The organism is Halomonas sp. SL18_1 (assembly GCF_055755715.1).
In genome coordinates, this window is the sequence record NZ_JBVTRK010000001.1 from 3,180,184 (window position 1) to 3,202,076 (window position 21,893).

At 66.0% G+C, this 21,893-nt stretch carries 10 protein-coding genes, 1 tRNA gene, 1 rRNA gene and 4 pseudogenes; 5 read left to right on the top strand and 11 right to left on the bottom strand.

Features of this window, described 5'->3' with window-relative positions:
- Positions 1-62 precede the first annotated feature (62 nt).
- The 8 genes and pseudogenes from ACSJDS_RS16215 to ACSJDS_RS16250 all read right to left on the bottom strand — a co-directional run bounded on the left by ACSJDS_RS16215 (position 63) and on the right by ACSJDS_RS16250 (position 10,734).
- Positions 63-139, bottom strand: a tRNA-Ile gene (locus ACSJDS_RS16215).
- Between the two features lie 70 nt (positions 140-209).
- Positions 210-1,747 (bottom strand): 16S ribosomal RNA (locus ACSJDS_RS16220).
- Between the two features lie 660 nt (positions 1,748-2,407).
- A complete protein-coding gene (gene prpD, locus ACSJDS_RS16225) occupies positions 2,408-3,889 on the bottom strand; it encodes a 2-methylcitrate dehydratase (protein WP_473034154.1) in 1,482 nt (493 codons plus the stop codon).
- 115 nt (positions 3,890-4,004) lie between these two features.
- Positions 4,005-5,195, bottom strand: coding sequence for a 2-methylaconitate cis-trans isomerase PrpF (gene prpF, locus ACSJDS_RS16230; protein WP_473034155.1), 1,191 nt, complete (start codon positions 5,193-5,195; stop codon positions 4,005-4,007).
- Positions 5,192-7,815 (bottom strand): annotated as a pseudogene (gene acnD, locus ACSJDS_RS16235) (Fe/S-dependent 2-methylisocitrate dehydratase AcnD). The gene prpF and the pseudogene acnD overlap by 4 nt, the downstream one beginning before the upstream one ends.
- Positions 7,816-7,909: 94 nt before the next feature.
- The gene (gene prpC / locus ACSJDS_RS16240; protein WP_473034157.1) at positions 7,910-9,037 is read right to left on the bottom strand and encodes a bifunctional 2-methylcitrate synthase/citrate synthase; all 1,128 of its coding nucleotides are present in this window, start codon (positions 9,035-9,037) and stop codon (positions 7,910-7,912) included.
- 48 nt (positions 9,038-9,085) lie between these two features.
- Complete coding sequence (gene prpB, locus ACSJDS_RS16245; protein WP_473034158.1) at positions 9,086-9,979, bottom strand: methylisocitrate lyase; 894 nt, start codon at positions 9,977-9,979, stop codon at positions 9,086-9,088.
- Positions 9,980-10,014: 35 nt separating this feature from the next.
- A complete protein-coding gene (locus ACSJDS_RS16250) occupies positions 10,015-10,734 on the bottom strand; it encodes a GntR family transcriptional regulator (RefSeq protein WP_473034159.1) in 720 nt (239 codons plus the stop codon).
- A gap of 232 nt (positions 10,735-10,966) precedes the next feature.
- Here ACSJDS_RS16250 and pabB point away from each other — a divergent pair, with 232 nt between their 5' ends.
- Together pabB and ACSJDS_RS16260 are read left to right on the top strand one after the other, a co-directional pair.
- Entirely contained in the window at positions 10,967-12,325 is a 1,359-nt protein-coding gene (pabB, locus tag ACSJDS_RS16255; RefSeq protein WP_473034160.1) for an aminodeoxychorismate synthase component I, read from the top strand.
- Between the two features lie 110 nt (positions 12,326-12,435).
- Positions 12,436-13,164, top strand: coding sequence for a phosphoadenylyl-sulfate reductase (locus ACSJDS_RS16260; protein WP_473034161.1), 729 nt, complete (start codon positions 12,436-12,438; stop codon positions 13,162-13,164).
- A 66-nt stretch (positions 13,165-13,230) separates the two neighbouring features.
- On the opposite strand, the pseudogene cysB reads toward ACSJDS_RS16260, so the two are convergent.
- Positions 13,231-14,203, bottom strand: a pseudogene (cysB, locus tag ACSJDS_RS16265) (HTH-type transcriptional regulator CysB).
- A 284-nt stretch (positions 14,204-14,487) separates the two neighbouring features.
- Between cysB and trxA the strand changes: the two are divergent.
- Positions 14,488-14,811 (top strand): thioredoxin, encoded by a 324-nt coding sequence (gene trxA, locus ACSJDS_RS16270; RefSeq protein WP_238977909.1) that lies wholly within the window; start codon positions 14,488-14,490, stop codon positions 14,809-14,811.
- A 109-nt stretch (positions 14,812-14,920) separates the two neighbouring features.
- On the opposite strand, the gene ACSJDS_RS16275 is transcribed toward trxA, so the two are convergent.
- On the bottom strand, positions 14,921-16,033 hold the full coding sequence (locus tag ACSJDS_RS16275; RefSeq protein ID WP_473034162.1) for an AI-2E family transporter: 1,113 nt from the start codon (positions 16,031-16,033) through the stop codon (positions 14,921-14,923).
- A 345-nt stretch (positions 16,034-16,378) separates the two neighbouring features.
- Here ACSJDS_RS16275 and ACSJDS_RS16280 point away from each other — a divergent pair, with 345 nt between their 5' ends.
- The gene (locus ACSJDS_RS16280; protein ID WP_473034163.1) at positions 16,379-17,167 is read left to right on the top strand and encodes an SIMPL domain-containing protein; all 789 of its coding nucleotides are present in this window, start codon (positions 16,379-16,381) and stop codon (positions 17,165-17,167) included.
- Positions 17,168-17,272: 105 nt separating this feature from the next.
- Here ACSJDS_RS16280 and serS read toward each other — a convergent pair.
- Positions 17,273-18,549: pseudogene (gene serS / locus ACSJDS_RS16285) on the bottom strand (serine--tRNA ligase).
- Positions 18,550-18,697: 148 nt separating this feature from the next.
- Here serS and ydiJ point away from each other — a divergent pair.
- Positions 18,698-21,885: pseudogene (gene ydiJ, locus ACSJDS_RS16290) on the top strand (D-2-hydroxyglutarate dehydrogenase YdiJ).
- Positions 21,886-21,893 lie beyond the last annotated feature (8 nt).

Sequence of the window (21,893 nt, forward strand, 5' to 3'; positions counted from 1 at the left end):
CAAGGGGGTTATCTTACAGCTTCAAGCTTATAGCTTATAGCTTATAGCTTAAGGCTAGAGATTGGTGGGTCTGGGCAGATTTGAACTGCCGACCTCACCCTTATCAGGGGTGCGCTCTAACCAACTGAGCTACAGACCCAAACAGTCTTTGCTCTGGCCGATCAGGTAATTCATTGTGAGCACTTGCCGCGAGGCGGCGATATGTCGTTTAAGGAGGTGATCCAGCCGCAGGTTCCCCTACGGCTACCTTGTTACGACTTCACCCCAGTCATGAACCACACCGTGGTGATCGCCCTCCGAAGTTAGGCTAACCACTTCTGGTGCAGTCCACTCCCATGGTGTGACGGGCGGTGTGTACAAGGCCCGGGAACGTATTCACCGTGACATTCTGATTCACGATTACTAGCGATTCCGACTTCACGGAGTCGAGTTGCAGACTCCGATCCGGACTGAGATCGGCTTTATGGGATTAGCGCACTCTCGCGAGTTGGCAACCCTTTGTACCGACCATTGTAGCACGTGTGTAGCCCTACCCGTAAGGGCCATGATGACTTGACGTCGTCCCCACCTTCCTCCGGTTTGTCACCGGCAGTCTCCCTAGAGTTCCCGACCGAATCGCTGGCAAATAGGGACAAGGGTTGCGCTCGTTACGGGACTTAACCCAACATTTCACAACACGAGCTGACGACAGCCATGCAGCACCTGTCTGTGCGCTCCCGAAGGCACGAATCCATCTCTGGAAACTTCGCACGATGTCAAGGGTAGGTAAGGTTCTTCGCGTTGCATCGAATTAAACCACATGCTCCACCGCTTGTGCGGGCCCCCGTCAATTCATTTGAGTTTTAACCTTGCGGCCGTACTCCCCAGGCGGTCGACTTATCGCGTTAACTGCGCCACAAAGTCCGCGAAGGACCCAACGGCTAGTCGACATCGTTTACGGCGTGGACTACCAGGGTATCTAATCCTGTTTGCTACCCACGCTTTCGCACCTCAGTGTCAGTGTCAGTCCAGAAGGCCGCCTTCGCCACTGGTATTCCTCCCGATCTCTACGCATTTCACCGCTACACCGGGAATTCTACCTTCCTCTCCTGCACTCTAGCCTGACAGTTCCGGATGCCGTTCCCAGGTTGAGCCCGGGGCTTTCACAACCGGCTTATCAAGCCACCTACGCGCGCTTTACGCCCAGTAATTCCGATTAACGCTCGCACCCTCCGTATTACCGCGGCTGCTGGCACGGAGTTAGCCGGTGCTTCTTCTGTGGGTGATGTCCTTCTTCCGGGGTATTAACCCGAAAGCCTTCTTCCCCACTGAAAGTGCTTTACAACCCGAAAGCCTTCTTCACACACGCGGCATGGCTGGATCAGGGTTGCCCCCATTGTCCAATATTCCCCACTGCTGCCTCCCGTAGGAGTTCGGGCCGTGTCTCAGTCCCGATGTGGCTGATCATCCTCTCAGACCAGCTACGGATCGTCGCCTTGGTGAGCCATTACCTCACCAACTAGCTAATCCGACATAGGCTCATCCGATAGCGCAAGGTCCGAAGAGCCCCTGCTTTCTCCCGTAGGACGTATGCGGTATTAGCCTGAGTTTCCCCAGGTTATCCCCCACTACCGGGCAGATTCCTATGCGTTACTCACCCGTCCGCCGCTCGACGCCCGGGAGCAAGCTCCCGTCGTTTCCGCTCGACTTGCATGTGTTAGGCCTGCCGCCAGCGTTCAATCTGAGCCATGATCAAACTCTTCAGTTTAAGATCATATAGTTCTTACCCTCCCGAGGGAGGAAGCGAACCAAACTTGGCTCAAGGTTCAAACGTCTCGTTTGACGAGTCGCTTGCCTTGATAATGGTGTGACTTCTCACCACCTCATCGACAAGCGCCCACATGAATTACCTGATCGATTGTTAAAGAGCGACTCCGGGCTCTCGAGAGAGTGGAGCGTCTCGCTTGCTGTCGTGACCGGAGCTTCCGGCCTCGCCAGCGCCCTGCGAGGAAGGCGTATTCTACTGAACCGGCCGAGCTTGTCAACTCTCTTCGCCGCCTCACTGTCGTGAGCGTGGCGTCGAAGCCCAGCGCTGCTGGTGGCCGCCCAGAGCCCCTGACGGGCCTCTGTATCGAGTGGAGCGCATTCTACCGAATCCGCCGCGGGCGTCAAGCAGGAATTTTGCGAAGCGATTCGAAAAACCCAAAGCGAGACAGCCACTTACCACTCTCGTCACCGCCTGCAACGTTGCCCGTCGCCGGCAGCGGATGCGTACTTTACGGATTAACGGGCAGGCGTGCAACCCCTCCGCATCAAAAAAATATAGACCACTTACGCTCAGGACGCCAAGGCAATCGGCAAGACGACCTGGCAATCCCGAACCGCCAGGCAGGGGAAGTCGCGAGGCGCCAACCACCGCCTGCCATGGTCAGATCACGAAGAGGTCGACGAAACGGTGAACCGGGGTGCTCTCCAGGCGCGCCTGATCCTTGCACAGGGCGAAGATACGCTCGCAGCGTTCCGCCGGGAAGCGGGTCGCCAGGTTGCGGCGGAACTTCTCTTCCAGCACCGGGATGCCCTCGGCGCGGCGCCGGCGATGACCGATCGGGTACTCGACCTCGACCCTGTCGGTGGATGAGCCGTCCTTGAAGAATACCTGGATGGCATTGGCGATGGAGCGCTTCTCGGGATCGTGGTAATCGCGGGAGAAGCGCGGTTCTTCCACCACCTCCATCCTGTCGCGCAGCTCATCGATGATCGGATGGGCCTCGTGGAACTCATCCTCGTAGTGCTCGGCCGTCAGGCTACCGAAGGCGAGCGGCACCGCCGTCATGTACTGCAGGCAGTGGTCGCGGTCGGCCGGATTGGCCAGCGGCCCCGACTTGGAGATGATACGAATCGCCGAATCGTGGGTGGTCAGCACGATCCTGTCGATGTCATCGAGACGGTCCTTGACCTGCGGATGCAGGGCGACCGACGCTTCACAGGCCGTCTGGGAGTGGAACTCCGCGGGGAAGGCGATCTTGAACAGGATGTTCTCCATCACATAGGTGCCGAAGTCGCGCTGGAAGGAGAACTTGCGCTCCGCCTCCGGCTTGAGCGCCTGGTCCTTGTTGGTCTTGGAGAAGAGCACGTCGTAGAACCCCCACTGGGGGGCACTCAGGGCCCCGGGAATCCCCATCTCGCCGCGCAGGGCGATATCGGCCAGGCGCACGCCACGGGAGGTGGCATCCCCTGCCGCCCAGCTCTTGCGCGAGCCGGCATTGGGCGCATGGCGGTAGGTCCTGAGACTCTGGCCGTCGACCCAGGCGTGGGAGAGTGCGGAGAGCAGCTGCTCGCGGTTGGCGCCCATCATCCTGGCGGCCACAGCGGTGGAGGCCACCTTAACCAGCACCACATGGTCGAGGCCGACTCGGTTGAAGCTGTTCTCCAGCGCCAGCACCCCCTGAATCTCATGGGCCCGAATCATCGCCTCTAGCACGTCGCGCATGACCAGCGGCGCCTCTCCCTCGGCGACACGCCGCTGAGAGAGGTGGTCTGCCACCGCCAGGATGGCTCCCAAATTGTCGGAGGGGTGCCCCCACTCTGCCGCCAGCCAGGTGTCGTTGTAGTCCAACCAGCGCACGATACAGCCGATGTCCCAGGCGGCCTTGGCCGGGTCGAGCCGAAACGAGGTGCCGGGCACCCTGGCGCCGTGAGGCACCATCGTGCCCTCCACCAGCGGTCCCAGGTGCTTGGTGCACTCCGGAAAGCGCAGCGCCAGCAGGCCGCAGCCCAGGGTATCGATGAGGCAGTTGCGAGCGGTATCCCAAGCCTCGCTGCTGTCGATTTCGACATCGAGAACATAGTCGGCGATCTTCTGCAGTTCGGCGTCATAGTCCGGGCGTACATTGGCTTCCACGGTGCTCATCTTGATCTCCTTCGACATCGATAGTGGCTACCCCCACTATACGAAAACGCCCCGAGCCATGCGACTCGAGGCGTCTTCTTTTCATCGGCAAATTCACCCGCAAGCGGGGGCAAGATCAGAAGCTGTCGCCTGGCACACGCACGAAGCCTTCCATCAATACCCGCGCGCTACGGCTCATCACCGCCTGGTCGATCACCCAGCGCCCCTCCTCCAGGCTCGCCTCGGCACCCACCCGCAGGGTGCCGGAGGGGTGCCCGAAGGTCACGGCGTTGCGCTTGCCGCCGCCGGCGGCCAGGTTGACCAGCGTGCCTTCGATAGCCGCGGCAGAGGCGATCGCCACCGCTGCAGTCCCCATCATGGCGTGGTGCAGCTTGCCCATGGAGAGGGCGCGCACCAGCAGGTCGACCTCCGCCTCCGTCACTTCCTTGCCGCTGGAGGCGACATAGCGGGTCGGCGGTGCCACAAAGGCCACCTTGGGCGTGTGCTGGCGGCTGGCCGCCTCACCGAGGTCCTGGATCAGGCCCATCTTGAGGGCGCCGTGAGCACGCAGGGTCTCGAAGCGCGAAAGCGCGACCGGGTCGCCGTTGATCGCCTCCTGCAGCTCGGTGCCGGTGTAGCCGAGATCGGCGGCATTGACGAAGATGGTCGGGATGCCGGCGTTGATCAGAGTGGCCTTGATCGTTCCCCCGGCCGCCACCTCGGCCGGCACCTCCAGGTCGTCCACCAGGTTGCCGGTGGGAAAGATGGCGCCCTCGCCGTCGGCGGGGTCCTTGAAGGCCACCGGCACCTCGGCCGCCGGGAAGGTCACCCCGTCCAGCTCGAAGTCGCCGGTCTCCTGCACCTCACCGTCGGTGATGGGGACCTGGCAGACGATGGTCTTGGCGATATTGACCTGCCAGATGCGCACCTCCACCACACCGTTGTCGGGAATGCGCGCCGGGTCCACCAGGCCGTTGGCCACGGCGAAAGGGCCCACGGCGGCGGAGAGGTTGCCGCAGTTGCCGCTCCAGTCGACGAAGGCCTTGTCGATGGCCACCTGACCGAAGAGGTAGTCCACGTCGTGATCGGGGCTTTCGCTCTTCGAGAGGATCACCGTCTTGCTGGTGCTGGAGGTGGCCCCGCCCATGCCGTCGATCTGCTTCTGGTAGGGGTCGGGGCTGCCGATCACCCGCATCAGCAGGCGATCCCGAGCCTCGCCGGGCTCGCGAGCCGCCTCGGGCAGGTCGTCGAGCCGGAAGAAGACGCCCTTGCTGGTGCCGCCGCGCATATAGGTGGCGGGAATGCGAATCTGCGCTGCCCGACTCATGCGCTGACCTCCGTAGACTCCAGGAAGTCCTTGGCGAAGCGCTGCAGCACGCCGCCTGCGGAGTAGACGGTGACCTCTTCCGCGGTATCCAGGCGGCAGGTCACCGGCACCCGGTCGACCTCGCCGGTCTTGCGGTGGATCACCAGCTCGAGCGTCGCGCCCGGCGCCGGCTTGCCTTCCACGTCATAGGTCTCGGTGCCGTCGAGCTGCAGGGTGTGGCGGGTGGTGCCCTCCTGGAACTGCAGCGGCATCACGCCCATGCCGATCAGGTTGGTGCGGTGGATGCGCTCGAAGCCTTCCGCCACGATCGCCTCGACCCCGGCCAGCGCCACGCCCTTGGCCGCCCAGTCGCGCGACGAGCCCTGGCCGTAGTCGGCGCCGGCGATGATGATCAACGGCTGCTTACGCTCCATGTAGGTCTCGATGGCCTCCCACATGCGGGTCACCTCGCCTTCCGGCTCGATGCGCGCCAGCGAGCCCTGCTTCACTTCGCCGTTCTCGTCGCGGACCATCTCGTTGAAGAGCTTGGGGTTGGCCAGGGTCGCGCGCAGGGCGGTGAGGTGGTCGCCGCGATGGGTGGCGTAGGAGTTGAAGTCCTCCTCCGGCAGGCCCATCTTGTGCAGGTACTCCCCCGCCGCGCTGTCCATCATGATGGCATTGGACGGCGACAGATGGTCGGTGGTGATATTATCCGGCAGGATCGCCAGCGGCCGCATCCCCTTCAGCGCGCGCACGGCCGCCATGTTGCCTTCCCAGTAGGGCGGGCGGCGGATATAGGTGCTCTGGGGGCGCCAGTCGTAGAGCGGGCTCTCGGCCTTGTCCGCGGCGTCCAGGTCGAACATCGGGATATAGACCTGCTTGAACTGCTCCGGCTTGACGAACTCGCCGACGATGGCGTCGATCTCCTCGTCGGAGGGCCAGAGGTCCTTGAGGGTCACCGGGTTGCCGTTGTTGTCGGTGCCGAGCACGTCCTTCTCGATATCGAAGCGCACGGTACCGGCGATGGCGTAGGCCACCACCAGCGCCGGCGAGGCCAGGAAGGCCTGCTTGGCGTAGGGGTGGATGCGGCCGTCGAAGTTGCGGTTGCCGGAGAGCACGGCGGTGGCGTAGAGATCGCGGTCGATGATCTCCTGCTGGATCGTCGGGTCCAGCGCCCCGGACATGCCGTTACAGGTGGTGCAGGCGTAAGCGACGATGCCGAAGCCGAGCTTCTCCAGCTCCGGCAGCAGGCCGGCCTCCTCCAGGTACAGCCGCGCGACCTTCGATCCTGGAGCGAACGATGACTTCACCCAGGGCTTGCGGACCAGACCCAGCTCGTTGGCTTTCTTTGCCAGCAGGCCCGCCCCCACCACGTTGCGCGGGTTGGAGGTGTTGGTGCAGCTGGTGATGGCGGCGATGATCACCGCGCCATCGGGCATCTTGCCCTCCTTCTCATCCGCCTGGGCCTTGTCGCTGTCCTTGTAAGAGCCCACGGCGATGCCGCGCTCAACAAGGGCACTGGTGGGCAGGCGACGGTGCGGGTTGGAGGGGCCCGCCAGGTTGCGCTCGACGCTTGAGAGATCGAAGGTCAACACCCGCTCGTACTGGGCCTCTGTCAGGCTGTCGGCCCACAGGCCGGTCTGCTTGGCGTACGTCTCCACCAGCGCCACCTGCTCCGGCTCGCGGCCGGTGAGCGACAGGTAGTCGATGGTCTGCTCGTCGATATAGAACATCGCCGCGGTGGCGCCGTACTCCGGCGTCATGTTGGAGATGGTGGCTCGGTCGCCGATGGTGAGGCTCTGGCCCCCTCGCCGTAGAACTCGAGATAGGCGCCGACCACGCGCTCCTTGCGCAGGAACTCGGTGATCGCCAGCACGATATCCGTGGCGGTGATGCCGGGCTTGGGCTTGCCGGTCAGCTCCACGCCGACGATATCGGGCAGGCGCATCATGGAGGGGCGCCCCAGCATCACGGTCTCGGCCTCGAGGCCACCCACGCCGATGGCGATGACGCCCAGGCAGTCGATGTGCGGAGTGTGGCTATCGGTGCCCACGCAGGTATCGGGGAAGGCCACCCCGTCGCGTGCCTGCACCACCGGCGACATCTTCTCCAGGTTGATCTGGTGCATGATGCCGTTGCCGGCGGGGATCACGTCGACGTTCTCGAAGGCGGTCTTGGTCCACTCGATGAAGTGGAAACGGTCCTCGTTGCGACGATCCTCGATGGCACGGTTCTTCTCGAAGGCGTCCAGCTCGAAGCCGGCGTGCTCCACGGCCAGGGAGTGATCGACGATCAACTGGGTCGGCACCACCGGGTTGACCTTGGCGGGGTCGCCGCCCTGCTCGGCAATGGCGTCGCGCAGGCCGGCCAGGTCGACCAGCGCGGTCTGGCCGAGGATGTCATGGCACACCACCCGGGCCGGGTACCAGGGGAAGTCCAGGTCGCGGCGGCGCTCGATCAGCTGCTTCAGGGCATCGGTGAGCAGTTCCGGCTCACAGCGACGCACCAGCTGCTCGGCGAGCACCCGAGAGGTGTAGGGAAGGGTGTCGTAGGCACCGGGCTGAATCGCCTCGACGGCCGCACGCACGTCGAAGTAGTCCAGCTCGGTGCCGGGAAGCGGTTTACGGTATTCAGTATTCATGGCGTCGAGAGTCTCTTGCTGACGGCCTGGGCGCGAGGCAGGGAAAACGCGAGGTGGGACGACCCCGCGGAGCCGTCCTGTGAGGGCTGATCGATCAGTCGCGCTGTTCGATGGGCACCCACTCGCTGTGCTCGGGGCCGACATAATCGGCGCTCGGGCGAATGATACGGTTGTTGGCGCGCTGCTCGAAGACATGGGCCGCCCAGCCGGTGACGCGCGAGCAGACGAAGATCGGCGTGAACAGCTTGGTGGGAATGCCCATGAAGTGGTAGGCGCTAGCGTGGAAGAAGTCGGCGTTGCAGAACAGCTTCTTCTCGCGCCACATCACCGCCTCGACGCGCTCGGAGACCGGGTAGAGCACGCTGTCGCCCACGTCCTCGGCCAGCTGCTTGGACCACTTCTTGATAATGGCGTTGCGCGGGTCGGACTCGCGATAGATCGCGTGGCCGAAGCCCATGATCTTCTCCTTGCGCTCGAGCATGCCCATGATCTTCTGCTCGGCCTCGTCGGCGGACGTCCAGTTCTCGATCATCTCCATGGCCGCCTCGTTGGCGCCGCCGTGCAGCGGACCGCGCAGCGAGCCGATGGCGCCGGTGACGCAGGAGTGCATGTCGGAGAGGGTCGAGGCGCAGACCCGCGCGGTAAAGGTCGAGGCGTTGAACTCGTGCTCGGCATAGAGGATCAGCGAGACGTTCATCACCCGGGCGTGCAGCTCGGAGGCCGGCTGGTCCCGCAGCATGTGCAGGAAGTGACCGCCGATGGATTCGTCATCGGTCTCGGTCTCGATACGAACGCCGTCGTGGCTGAAGCGGTACCAGTAGCAGATGATCGAGGGCAGCACCGCCAGCAGGCGGTCGGAAACGTCCTGCTGCTCATCGAAGCTCTGCTCGGTCTCCAGGTTGCCCAGCATGGAGGCGCCGGTGCGCATCACGTCCATGGGGTGGGCGTCCTTCGGGATCTGCTCCAGCACTGTCTTGAGTGCCGCGGGCAGGCCGCGCAGGCCCTTGAGCTTGGCGATGTAGGCGTCGAGCTCGGCCTGATTGGGCAGCTTGCCCTTGAGCAGCAGGTAGGCCACTTCTTCGAACTTCGCCTTCTCGGCCAGCTCCGCAATATCGAAGCCGCGGTAGGTCAGGCCGGCGCCGCTCTTGCCGACGGTGCAAAGGGCGGTAGTGCCGGCACTCTGGCCGCGCAGGCCAGCGCCGCCGATCGGTTTATCTGCCATGATCTCTCTCCTCTTGAAAGTATCCGAAATGTCGTGAAGGAACGCGCCTCAGGCGTCGCTGCCCTTCTCGGCGAAGAGCGCATCGAGCTTCTGCTCGAAGCTGTGGTAGTTCAGGAAGTCGTAGAGCTCGTCCCGGGTCTGCATCAGCTCGACCACGTCACGCTGGTGGCCGTTGGCGTGGATGCTCTGGTAGACCTTGAGCGCCGCGGCGTTCATGGCACGGAAGGCCGACAGCGGATAGAGCACCATGCGGCAACCCACCTCGCCCAGCTCCTGCTGGGTGAACAGCGGCGTGGCGCCGAACTCGGTAATGTTGGCCAGTATCGGCGCATCCACCCGCTCGCAGAACGCCTTGTAATCCTCCAGGGTGTGCACCGCCTCGGCGAAGATGGCATCGGCACCGGCTTCGATGCAGGCCTGGGAGCGCTCGATGGCGGCGTCCAGGCCATCCTTCTGGAAGGCGTCGGTGCGGGCGATCAGATAGAAATCCGGATCGATGCGGGCATCCGCGGCAGCTTTGACCCGGTCAACCATCTCCTGCTGGGAGACGATGGCCTTGTTGGGGCGATGGCCGCAGCGCTTCTGGGCCACCTGGTCTTCCAGGTGCACGGCGGCCACGCCGGCGCGCTGCATCTCCTTGACGGTACGGGCGATGTTGAAGGCGCCGCCCCAGCCGGTATCGATATCCACCAGCAGCGGCAGATCGGTGGCGCCACAGATGCGGTGCGCGTCCTCGACCACGTCGTTCATGGTGGTCATGCCCAGGTCCGGCAGGCCGAAGGAGGCGTTGGCCACGCCGCCGCCGGAGAGGTAGATCGCCGGGTGACCCACCCGCTCGGCCATCATGGCGGTGTAGGCGTTGATGGTGCCGACGATGGGCAGTGGCCGGTTGGTCTCTAGGGCGGCACGGAAGCGCGCACCGGGAGTGGGGTGAGTGGTCATCTGGATTCTCCTCTGGCTATGGTTACCGGGCCACCCTATGAGCTGGTCTCGGCGTGTTCTGTGTACTGGGCAAGGGTTGCCGCATAGCGGTCGACGACGTTGGCCCGCGAGGCGCTGACGTGGCGGCGCATCAGCAGCTCGGCAAGCTCCCCGTCGCCGGCTTCGATGGCGTCGACGATGCGGTGGTGCTCGACGAAGGCACGCTGGGGACGCGAGCCGCTGGCGCTGAACTGAGTGCGGTAGAGCCTCACCAGGTAGTAGAGGTCATCGCACAGCAGCGTCATCAGCATGCGATTGTGGCTGCCCTGGACGATCCGGTAGTGAAAGTCCAGATCGCCCTCGCGCTGGAAGTAGGCCTCGCCCTTGCGCAGGTCGGCCTGGCGCTCGTGCACTGCCAATACTTCGCGGAGCCCGGCGATCTCCTCGGCGGTCATGTGCTCGGCGGCCAGCCGCGCGGCCATGCTCTCCAAGGCCTCGCGCACGTCGAACAGCTCCAGCAGCTCCTTGACCGAGAGCTTGACCACCCGCGCCCCCACGTGGGGCACCCGCTCGATCAGGCGGTGCGCCTCCAGGCGGCGCATGGCCTCGCGCAGCGGCCCCCGGGAGATGCCGTAGGTCTTGGAGAGCCCGGGTTCGGTAATCTTGCTACCCGGTGCCAGCTCCCCGCGGACGATGGCATCCTGAAGCTCCTGGAAGACCCGCTCGGCCAGGGTGCGAACTTCCGGCGTATTCTGTTCTGGTGCGACTGAGTTCATAGCGATTGTCGACAATTAAACGATGAGAGAACTTTAGTCACTGCCTTGTCATCGGTCAACCAGGCGACAAGGCCGATGTGCTACGCCTTTGGTTGTAGACAACCGTTGAACGCCAGGGTTTGCTGTCGACAATGGCTAGCGTTGACGGTCAATAGGCTGGGTGTCGCCGATAGGTAGGACAAGGCCCGGCATCATCCCTAGAATGGGGCGCCTGTTCAGAAAGGCCCCGGCGATGACCACACGACTCGAGATCACCCCGCTCCCCTACCGCCCCGACCCGCTGGGCTACTTCGCGGCGCTGCGCCACCGCCCGGGCGCCGTGCTGCTGGACAGCGGTCGCCCCGTGGCCCCCGGCGGTCGCTTCGACATCCTCTCGAGTGACCCGCTGCGCACCCTGAGCATCGACGACCATGGCCGGGTCAGCGATGACGACCCGCGTCTCGCCGGCCTCGCCCCCTTCGCCGCCCAGCAGGCGCTGCTCGACAGCCTGGCGCTGGAGACGCCCGACAGCGAGCTGCCCTTTCTCGGCGGGCTGATCGGCTACTGGGGCTACGACCTGGGCCGCTGCCTGGAGCCGGTGGCCGGCCAGGCCCAGCCTGTGGTGGCGCTGCCGGCCAGCCGGCTCGGCCTCTACGACTGGGCGCTGATTCAGGACCACCACACCCGCGAGAGCTGGCTGGTGGCCAGCGACCGGCGGCGCCGCCAGGTCATGGCATGGCTGGAGACGCCGTCCCCGACGCGCTCCCCCTTCCGGCTGCGGGCCCCCTTCGTCGGCGAGCAGGACCGCCCGGGCTACGCGCGGCGCTTCGCCGCCGTGCAGGCCTATATCCGCGCCGGCGATTGCTATCAGATCAACCTGGCCCAGCGTTTCAGCGCCCCCTTCGTCGGCGACCTCTGGGACGCCTACTGCCGGCTACGCCGCGCCACTCCCACGCCCTTCTCCGGCTATCTGGCCTGGCCCACCGAACAGGGCGAGCAGGCGATTCTCTCGCTGTCGCCGGAGCGCTTCCTGCACTGCGCCAGCGACGGCCGGGTGGAGACCCGACCCATCAAGGGCACCCGCCCCCGAGGCGCCACTCCCGAGGAGGACCGCGCCCTGGCCGACGCGCTGGCGGCGAGCCTCAAGGATCGCGCCGAGAACGTGATGATCGTCGACCTGCTGCGCAACGACCTGGGCCGGGTGTGTCGCCCCGGCAGCGTGCGGGTCCCCCAGCTGTGCGGACTGGAGAGCTACGCCAACGTGCATCATCTGGTCAGCATCGTTCGGGGCGAGCTGGCCGCCGGGCGGCGGCCGCTGGACCTGCTGGCGGCCGCCTTCCCCGGCGGCTCCATCACCGGCGCCCCCAAGGTGCGCGCCATGCAGATCATCGACGAGCTGGAGCCGAGCCGGCGCAGCGTCTACTGCGGCAGCCTGGGCTACGTGGACGTGCGCGGCCACATGGACACCTCCATCGCCATCCGCACCGCCGTCGCCGATGCCGGCCGGCTGCACCTCTGGGGCGGCGGCGGCCTGGTGGCGGATTCCGACGTGGAGGCCGAGTACACCGAGACCCTGGACAAGATCCGCCATCTCCTGGGCGCACTGGAATAAGAATCACCCACGCTAAGCACCAAATAGCATATAAGTGTCAAACCAATCGGTATTCGGGACCCGCCCCGGGCTTTGCTAGGGTACGGCCATCGACCGTACTGGAGGGTAGGATGTCGAGCTTCGACCCCAACCGCTTCGTCCTGGAGCATGACCAGGACACCCCCAAGGAGATCCTGCGCGCCGCCTACCAGGCCTTCGGCGAGCTGACCCTCTCCTTCTCCGGCGCCGAGGACGTGGTGCTCATCGACCTGGCCCTCAAGGTGGCCCCCAAGGAGGCCGTCCACGTCTTCGCCCTGGACACCGGCCGCCTGCACGCCGAGACCTACGCCTTTATCGAGCGGGTCCGCGAGCACTATGCCATCGAGATCGACGTGCGCTTCCCGGACGCCGAGGCGGTGCAGGCCATGGTGCGCGAGAAGGGGCTGTTCAGCTTCTACCGTGACGGCCACCAGGAGTGCTGCGGCATCCGCAAGGTGGCGCCGCTGCGCGAGCGCCTGGCGGGCCTGCCGGTGTGGGTTACCGGCCAGCGCCGCGACCAGAGCCCCGGCACCCGCTCCAGCCTGCAGATCGCCGAGCGCGACGCGGCCTTCGGCAGCGAGGCAAGCCCGCTGTTCAAGATCAACCCCCTGACCCACTGGTCCAGCGAGGACGTCTGGACCTATATCCGGATGTTCGACGTGCCCTACAACCCGCTGCACGAGCGCGGCTTCATCAGCATCGGCTGCGAGCCCTGCACCCGCCCCACCCTGCCCCATCAGCACGAGCGCGAAGGGCGCTGGTGGTGGGAGGACCAGGGCGGCAAGGAGTGCGGCCTGCACAGCACCAACCTGGGCCGATAGCCGGGCAGAAACGCCGAAGGCGCCGCTATTGCGGCGCCTTCGGCATTTGGAGAGGGCTGCGAGGGCCTAGCGCACGGGCAGCTCGATATCCTCGAACAGCGCCTGCTCGTGGCGTGGTCCCGCCGCCAGCGCCGCATCCACCAGGTCGCGCTCCAGATGGTCGGCAAACCCCTTGACGAAGTCGTACATGAAGCCGCGCATGAAGGTACCACGACGAATGCCGATCTTGGTGATGGAGCTCTCGAACAGCTGGCCCGCTTCCAGGGCGACCAGGTCGGTATCCTGCACCGGGTCCACCGCCATATGGGCGACGATGCCGACGCCAAGCCCCAGCCGCACATAGGTCTTGATCACGTCGGCATCCGCAGCGGTGGAGAACCACGTTGGGGGTCAGCCCCTTGGCGCGAAAGGCGTCGTCGAGCTGGGAGCGGCCGGTAAAGCCGAACACATAGGTGACCAGCGGGTGCTCGGCCAGCGCCTCGAGGGACAGCTCATCGAGCTCGGCCAGCGGATGTCCCTTGGGCACCAGCACGCAGCGATTCCAGCGATAGCAGGGCAGCAGCACCAGGTCGTTGAACAGCTCCAGCGACTCGGTGCAGATCGCGAAGTCGGCCTGGCCATCGCTGACCATCTGGGCAATCTGCTTGGGCGTGCCCTGCTGCATGTGCAGCGCCACATCGGGGTATTTATGGGTGAACTCGCCGATCACCGGCGGCAGCGCATAGCGTGCCTGGGTATGGGTGGTGGCGATCGACAGGCTGCCGCGACGCTCATCGCTGTGCTCCTGGGCCACCTGCTTGATGTTGTCGGTCAACCGCAGCACCTGGCCGGCCAGCTCGACGATGGCCTGCCCCGCCGGGGTCACCCGGGTCAGGTGCTTGCCGCTGCGGGCGAAGATTTCCACGCCCAGCTCGTCCTCGAGCAGACGAATCTGCTTGGAGATCCCCGGCTGCGAGGTAAACAGGCTCTGCGCCGTGGCCGACACATTGAGGTTGTGGCGCGTCACTTCCCAGATATAGCGCAGCTGCTGAAGTTTCATGAGGGTACTGCCTCCCGTTACCACCAGGACCGGCCGCGGCTGGCGCGCCAAGGACCGACCATTAATGCTTTATTGAAATAACCGCACACTATATGATTACTTTATAGCATATAAGACGCCGGGGGAGACCCTCTGAACGCTGCCTACCTATCACCCTCTACTATGAAGGTCATGGGCAGGGCGCATTTGCCAGCAACCCGGCCGACCGCTACCATCTGCCGACCGGGCGTGGACGCCACGCCGAATCTTTCGCTCGATGCAGCGCAACGTAACTGGAGAATCACATGGCCAACAACGTCGATGTCACCAATGCCAACTTCGAGCAGGAAGTCCTCAAGGCAGACAAGCCCGTGCTGCTGAAATTCTGGGCCCCGTGGTGCGGTCCCTGCAAGGTGATGGCGCCGGTGATCGACGAGGTCGCCGAGGAGCGTTCCGGCAACCTCAAGGTCGTCAGCATCAACGTTGACGACGCGCCGGAAATCGCCGCCGAGCAGGGCGTGCGTGGTGTCCCCACCGTGATGCTGTTCAAGTCGGGCACCAAGGTCGCCTCCCTGGTGGGCGCCCAGTCCAAGTCGCAGCTGGCGCAGTTCATCGATCAGAACGGCTGATCGCCACCGCCCCGCTCCGGGTTAGCACCCTACGCCATCGCCTCGGCTATTGCCGGGGCGATGGCGTTCTAGGCAACGTCACCCAACGAGCGATAGCCTCCATCGCCACTCAGGACGGCCGCCCGCGCTCGGACGGCGGCCGATCGGCCTTCTCGGCGGTGGGCTCGTCATCGATGAAGCGCTCCCCGGGGCCCAGCAGATGGGCGATCCAGCGGGTCTCGGGGTGGCTGTCCAGGGCGATCTTCAGGGTCATGGTCAGCAGTACCGAGAGCAGCATGCCGACGACCCCCAGCACCCAGCCCCATACCACTAGCGAGAGAAAGGCCACCAGGGTGGAGAGCCCCAGCGCCCGCCCCATCACCTTGGGCTCCACCAGGTTGCCAAGCACGAAGTTGATGACCAGATAGGCTGAGGCCAGCACCAGCGCCTGCAGCACGCCGCCCTCCTGGGAAACCAGCAGCAACAGCACCGGCGGAATCGCCGCAAGCGCCGAGCCGATATTGGGAATGAAGTTGAGGGCGAAGGCGAGCACCGCCCAGAGCAGCGGAAAGTCCACGCCGACCAGCCGGCAGGCGATCCACACCAGCAGCCCGGTGGCCAGGCTGATCAGCGTCTTCACCGCCAGGTAGCGCTTGAGCGTGCGACTGAACTCGCTGAAACGCCGCAGGCTGGGCGCCGGGTTGGCCAGGGCGCGGGTCAGTTTGTCACGAATGTTCAGCGTCTCGAAGAGCATGAACACCACCAGCAGGCCCACGATTACCGACTGCATCACCAGGTTGCCCAGCTCGCCGATCACCTTCGGCACCCAGGTCTGGACTACCTCGATATCCAGCATATCGGCCACCCGGCCGGTGTCGATGGCCAGCCCCATGCCGGCCAGCCCCTGCAGCAGATCGAGATAGAGGTCGTTGAGACGCTCCTCGATGCCGGGCAGCGCATCGACGAAGGTGCCGAAGCTGTTCACCAGCAGCAGGGCCAGCAGCAGAAGAATGGCGCCGATCACCACCAGGGTCAGCCACACCGCCAGGCGCAGGCTCAACCCTAGGCGGTTGAGCCACTGCACCGGTGCGGTGCACACCACCGCGATGAACACCGCCAGCAGCAGCGGCACCACCAGGCTAGCGCCGGCCTTGAGCCCGGCAACGATCACCACCAGGGCGGCCAGCGCCAGCGTCAGGTTGAGCGGTATGCTGCGCGGCGCCTCGTGATTGCTCTCGGGCATGCCAATATCCCTTCGGCCGTGGGCACTCTCATGATGCCGACTGCGGCGGCAAGAGACAAACGCCCGGCCGCACAACGGTGCACAAAACGTGGACATCCGGCAGGCGACGGAACCCCGGCAGGAGTGACGCTTCCAAACAGCACGCGACGCCCCTGACCGACACCCTATCCACCAACGCCGCGCTTAGAGGGTATTTACAAAACAGGCGAACGAAGGCAAGACGAGGCAAAAATTGATGAAACAGCGGAGTTTACGGGGTGTAAATGAGTATGTTGAGTCGATTTTTAACGACGTATTGTCGAGTGCAGCCCTTTTGTAGACACCCTCTTACCGCAAGGAGGCCCTATGTCATTTACCCATCCCTTCCGCCCCCGACACCTGCTGTTCGGCGCCCTGCTGGTCACCGCCCCGCTGCTCGCCGCGGCGGCGCAGGCCGGCGATACCCGCTCGCGGCTCGACGTTCAGGCCGAGGCCCAGCTGGAGGTGGTGCCCGACCGCGCCACCCTCAGCGCCAGGCTGTGGGAGCGCACCCCCGCCATCGCCCGCCAGGACGACGTCGCCACCGACCCCGAGGCCCTGCGCGAGGCCCGCGACCGGTTGGAGGCCCGTGCCACCGAGCTGATCGGCGCCCTGGAGGCGGCGGGCGTCGAGCGCGACGCCATCACCGCGGGCTCGCTCAACGTACACCCCGAACATATCGCCGCCCCCCGAGACGAGCGCGGCGAGCGCGAGCCGCTGGTGCGTACCCGGCTCGAGCGGCCCTTCGAGGTCAAGGTGGCGGAACTGGAGCGGCTGCCGACGCTGCTCGACGCCCTGACCGCCGCCGGGGTCAACGCCCTGGACGGCGTGACCTACGACCTCGCCGACCGCGAGGCGGCCACCGACGAGGCGCTGGTCAAGGCATTGGAGAAGGCGCGCCACAAGGCCGAACTGATGGCCGAGACCCTGGACATCGGCCTGGGCCCGGTGTTCAGCGTCAGCGAGACCCGATCGCCGGCCTTTGCGCCGCGCATGATGGCAATGAGCGCCGACGCCCGGGAAAGCGCGCCCCAGGCGGAGTACCGCCCCGGCACCATCACCATCGAAGCGGGCGTCAGCGTCAGCTGGGGATCGAACCACAGCCGTAAGCCGTAAGCCGGAATATCACCCTACCCATAACGAATCACCCCCAGCCAGGGAGATGGCCGGGGTGTTCTTACAGCTCAAAGCTTATGGCTTACAGCTCCGGGCGAAGCCCGGTCAAGCGTTGATGGTTTCGACCCCGCCCATATAGGGCCGCAGCGCCTCGGGCACGGTGATGGAGCCATCGGCGTTCTGGTGGTTCTCCATCACCGCGATCAGGCAGCGGCCCACCGCCAGGCCGGAGCCGTTCAAGGTGTGCAGCAGCTGCGGCTTCTTCTGCTCCGGGTGGCGGAAGCGCGCCTGCATGCGCCGCGCCTGGAAGTCCTCGCAGTTGGAGACCGAGGAGATCTCCCGGTAGGTCTCCTGGCTCGGCAGCCACACCTCCAGGTCGTAGGTCTTGGCGGCGCCGAAGCCCATGTCGCCGGTGCACAGGGTCACCACCCGATACGGCAGCTCCAGCGCCTGGAGGATCGCCTCGGCGTGGCCGCGCATCTCCTCCAGCGCGGCGTAGCTGGTCTCGGGCGCCACCAGCTGCACCATCTCCACCTTGTCGAACTGGTGCTGGCGGATCATGCCGCGGGTGTCGCGGCCGTGGGAGCCCGCCTCAGAGCGAAAGCAGGGCGTGTGGGCGGTGAGCTTCACCGGCAGCGCCTTGGCATCGAAAATCTCGTCCCGGGCGAAGTTGGTCAGCGGCACCTCGGCGGTGGGGATCAGGTGAAAGCCGCGCTCGTCGTCGAGGCGGAACAGGTCCTCGCCGAACTTGGGCAGCTGCCCGGTGCCGTGGAGCGACGCCTCGTTGACCATGTAGGGCACGTAGCACTCTTCATAGCCGTGCTCCAGGGTCTGCTTGTCGAGCATGAACTGGGTCAGCGCCCGATGCAGGCGGGCGATGGGGCCGCGCATCACCGCGAAACGCGAGCCGGTCAGCTTGGCCGCCAGCTCGAAGTCCAGGTCGCCCTTGAGGGCGCCCAGGTCGACGTGGTCGCGCACCGCGAAGTCCCGCTCCCGGGGCGTGCCCCAGCGATGCAGCTCGACGTTCTCCTCCTCGCTCTCCCCAGCGGCACGCTCTCGTGGGGCAGGTTGGGCAGGCCGCTGACCAGTTCGTCCCACTCGGCCTGCACCTCGGCCAGGCGCGCCTTGGCGGCGTCCAGCCGGTCGCCCAGGTCGCTCACCTCGTCGAGCAGCGGCTGGATGTCCTCGCCGGCCGCCTTGGCCTTGCCGATCGCCTTGGAGCGAGTATTGCGCTCGTTCTGCAGGGTCTCGGTGGCGGTCTGCAGCTCGCGGCGCTGCGACTCCATCGCCTCGAGACGCGCGGTGTCCAGGGCGAAGCCCCGCTTGGCCAGTCGTTGGGCGACCGCATCGAGGTCGCTGCGCAGCAGTTTGGGATCGAGCATGGCATCCTGTCCCTGAAAACGGTGAAAAGTCGGGAAAACGGCGGAACATTGTAGGCAAAAGGCCGTCCAGGCGCCACGGCGGGATGCGCCTCACCGCCCTCTCGCGGTAAAGTAAGGGCATTCTCCTTATCCCCCGACGCTGACTTCCATGATCGCACGACTGGACACCACCGACGCCGGCACCGCTCCCGAGCCTGCCGCGCCCTATCTTCGCTTTCTCGAGGCGCTCAAGGCCGCCGGCTTCGAGGGCGAGATCGCCCCGGACTACGCCGACCGCACGGTGCTCGCCACCGACAACTCCATCTACCAGCGCCTGCCCCAGGCGGCGCTCTACCCCAGGGGCGGCGAGGATCTCGAGCGCATCGCCCACCTCGCCGGCCAGGTAGAGCATCGCCAGGTGGTGCTCACCCCCGCGGCGGCGGCACCGGCACCAACGGCCAGTCGCTCACCGACGGCCTGGTGGTGGATGTCTCCCGGCACATGAACCGGATTCTCGACATCGACGTGGAGAACCGCCGGGTGCGCGTCCAGGCCGGCGTGGTCAAGGACCAGCTCAACGCGGCGCTCAAGCCCCATGGGCTCTTCTTCGCCCCGGACCTCTCCACCTCCAACCGCGCCACCATCGGCGGCATGATCTCCACCGACGCCAGCGGCCAGGGCAGCTGCGAGTACGGCAAGACCCGCGACCACGTGCTGGAACTCGAGACCGTGCTGCTGGGCGGCGAGCGTCTCCTGAGTCGCCCGGTGACACAGAGCGAGCTCGAACGGCTCTGTGAGCGCGACGACGTCACCGGCGCGGCCTACCGCACCGCCCGGACGATCATCGACACCCAGGCCGAACAGATCCGCGCCACCTTTCCGCCGCTCAACCGCTGCCTGACCGGCTACGACCTGGCGCACCTGCGCGACGACCAGGGCCGGCTCGACATGAACAGCCTGCTGTGCGGCTCGGAGGGCTCGCTGGGCTTTCTCGACGAGGCGGTACTCAACGTGCTGCCGATCCCCAAGCACTCGACCCTGGTCAACGTGCGCTACTCAGGCTTCATGGACGCCCTGCGCGACGCCAAGGCATTGATGGCCAGCTCCGCCAAGCCCACCTCCATCGAGACGGTGGACGACAAGGTGCTGCTGCTGGCCATAGAGGACTTCGTCTGGGACAGCGTGGCGGAGTTCTTCCCCGCCGGGGAGAGCGCCGGCGACGGCGCCCAGGGCGAGACCGCCACGGCCACCCGCCAGGCGGCGGCGATCCGCGGCATCAACCTGGTGGAGTTCAACGACGACGACCCGGAGCGGCTGGCCGAGCGGGTCGCCGCTTTCTGCCACCACCTGGAGACGGATGCGAGCGTCGAGCGGCTGGGCTACACCCTGGCCTCCGGCCGCGCCCAGATCCAGAAGGTCTACGGCATGCGCAAGCGCGCCGTGGGGCTGCTGGGCAACGCCAGGGTCGACGAGAAGGGCGAGAAGCGCCCCATTCCCTTCGTGGAGGACACCGCGGTGCCGCCGGAGCACCTGGCGGACTTCATCGCCGAGTTCCGCGCCGCCCTGGACGCCAGGGGCCTCGCCTACGGCATGTTCGGCCACGTGGATGCCGGGGTGCTGCACGTGCGCCCGGCCATCGACATGAAGGACCCCGAGCAGGAGCGGCTGATCCGTGAGGTCACCGACGAAGTCGCCGAGCTGACCCACAAGTACCACGGCCTGCTGTGGGGCGAGCACGGCAAGGGGCTGCGCTCGGAGTACGCGCCCAAGTTCTTCGGCGCGCTCTACCCCAGCCTGCAGCGGGTCAAGGCCGCCTTCGACCCGCACAATCAGCTCAACCCCGGAAAGATTGCCACGCCTGCCGACGCCGATGCCGAAACACCCGTCAAGCTGGTCGATCCCGGCCTGCTGCCCATCGACGGCGTGCCCACCCGCGGCCAGTACGACCGCACCATCGACGAGCGGGCCTGGCAGGCCCACGCCGCCACCGTCTACTGCAACGGTAACGGCGCCTGCTACAACTACGACCCCGACGACGCCATGTGCCCCTCCTGGAAGGCCACCCGCGACCGCATCCACTCCCCCAAGGGGCGCGCCAGCCTGATCCGCGAATGGCTGCGCCTGCAGGGCGCGGCCGGCGTCGACCTGGTCGAGGAGTCGCGCAAGAAGAAGGCCGAGGGCGCCTGGGGCTTCGTGCGCGACCTGCCCCGGCGCACCCTCAACACCCTGCGCCGCAAGCGCCAGGCGGACTTCTCCCACGAGGTCTACGACGCCATGGCCGGCTGCCTGGCCTGCAAGTCCTGCGCCGGCCAGTGCCCGGTGAAGGTCAACGTGCCCGACTCGCGCTCGCAGTTCCTGGAGGTCTACCACGGCCGCTACCTGCGCCCGGTGCGCGACTACCTGATTGGCGGCACCGAATGGCTGATGCCGGCGCTGTCGCGGCTCGCCCCACTCTACAACGCGGCGCTGGGCACCCGCCTGGTGGACCGACTGCTGGCCGGCCCCGTGGGCCTGGTGGACAGCCCGCGGCTCTCCCGGGTGCGCCTGGCCAAGCAGCTCAAGGCCTGGGGCGTGGCCGAGGCCACCCCCACCTCGCTGGGCCTGCTCAGCGAGGCCCAGAAGGCCAAGAGCGTGGTGATCGTGCAGGACGCCTTCACCAGCCACTTCGAGGCCAGCCTGGTGCTGGATATCGTCGAGCTGCTGGCCCGGCTCGACGTCAAGGTGTTCGTCGCCCCCTACTCCCCCAACGGCAAGCCGCTGCACGTGCAGGGCTTTCTGGGCGCCTTCGAGCGCACCGCCGAGAGCCAGGCCAGGCGGCTGCGGGCGCTGGCCGAGTTCGGCGTGCCGCTGGTGGGCATCGACCCGGCCATGACCCTCACCTATCGCCAGGAGTACGTGAAGGCGCTGGGCCCGGCGGCCGTGCCCGAGGTGCTGATGTTGCAGGAGTGGCTGGTCACGCGGGCCCGCCAGCTGGTGCCGGCGGGGCTCGACCTGGCCGGCGCGGGCATCGAGGACCCGGGCTACCGGCTGCTCTCCCACTGCACCGAGACCACCAACGCCCCGGGCAGCCCCAAGGCGTGGCAGCAGCTGTTCGCCGCCTTCGGCCTGGAGCTGGCACTGGTCAACACCGGCTGCTGCGGCATGTCCGGCACCTACGGCCACGAGGCGCGCAACCGGGAGACCTCCCGGACCATCTACGCCCAGTCGTGGCAGCCCCGGGTGGAGGACGAGGCCAACGCGGGGAAACTGCTGGCCACCGGCTACTCCTGCCGCAGCCAGGTGAAGCGCTTCTCCGACACCGCCCTGCCGCACCCGCTGCAGGGGCTGCTGGCGGTGCTGCGTCGCGTCAGCTGGTAGGAGGCAGA

Coding starts and splice junctions, on each gene's coding strand:
- prpD (WP_473034154.1), bottom strand. CDS start 3,889: ATGAGCACCGTGGAAGCCAATGTACGCCCGGACTATGACGCCGAACTG.
- prpF (WP_473034155.1), bottom strand. CDS start 5,195: ATGAGTCGGGCAGCGCAGATTCGCATTCCCGCCACCTATATGCGCGGC.
- prpC (WP_473034157.1), bottom strand. CDS start 9,037: ATGGCAGATAAACCGATCGGCGGCGCTGGCCTGCGCGGCCAGAGTGCC.
- prpB (WP_473034158.1), bottom strand. CDS start 9,979: ATGACCACTCACCCCACTCCCGGTGCGCGCTTCCGTGCCGCCCTAGAG.
- ACSJDS_RS16250 (WP_473034159.1), bottom strand. CDS start 10,734: ATGAACTCAGTCGCACCAGAACAGAATACGCCGGAAGTTCGCACCCTG.
- pabB (WP_473034160.1), top strand. CDS start 10,967: ATGACCACACGACTCGAGATCACCCCGCTCCCCTACCGCCCCGACCCG.
- ACSJDS_RS16260 (WP_473034161.1), top strand. CDS start 12,436: ATGTCGAGCTTCGACCCCAACCGCTTCGTCCTGGAGCATGACCAGGAC.
- trxA (WP_238977909.1), top strand. CDS start 14,488: ATGGCCAACAACGTCGATGTCACCAATGCCAACTTCGAGCAGGAAGTC.
- ACSJDS_RS16275 (WP_473034162.1), bottom strand. CDS start 16,033: ATGCCCGAGAGCAATCACGAGGCGCCGCGCAGCATACCGCTCAACCTG.
- ACSJDS_RS16280 (WP_473034163.1), top strand. CDS start 16,379: ATGTCATTTACCCATCCCTTCCGCCCCCGACACCTGCTGTTCGGCGCC.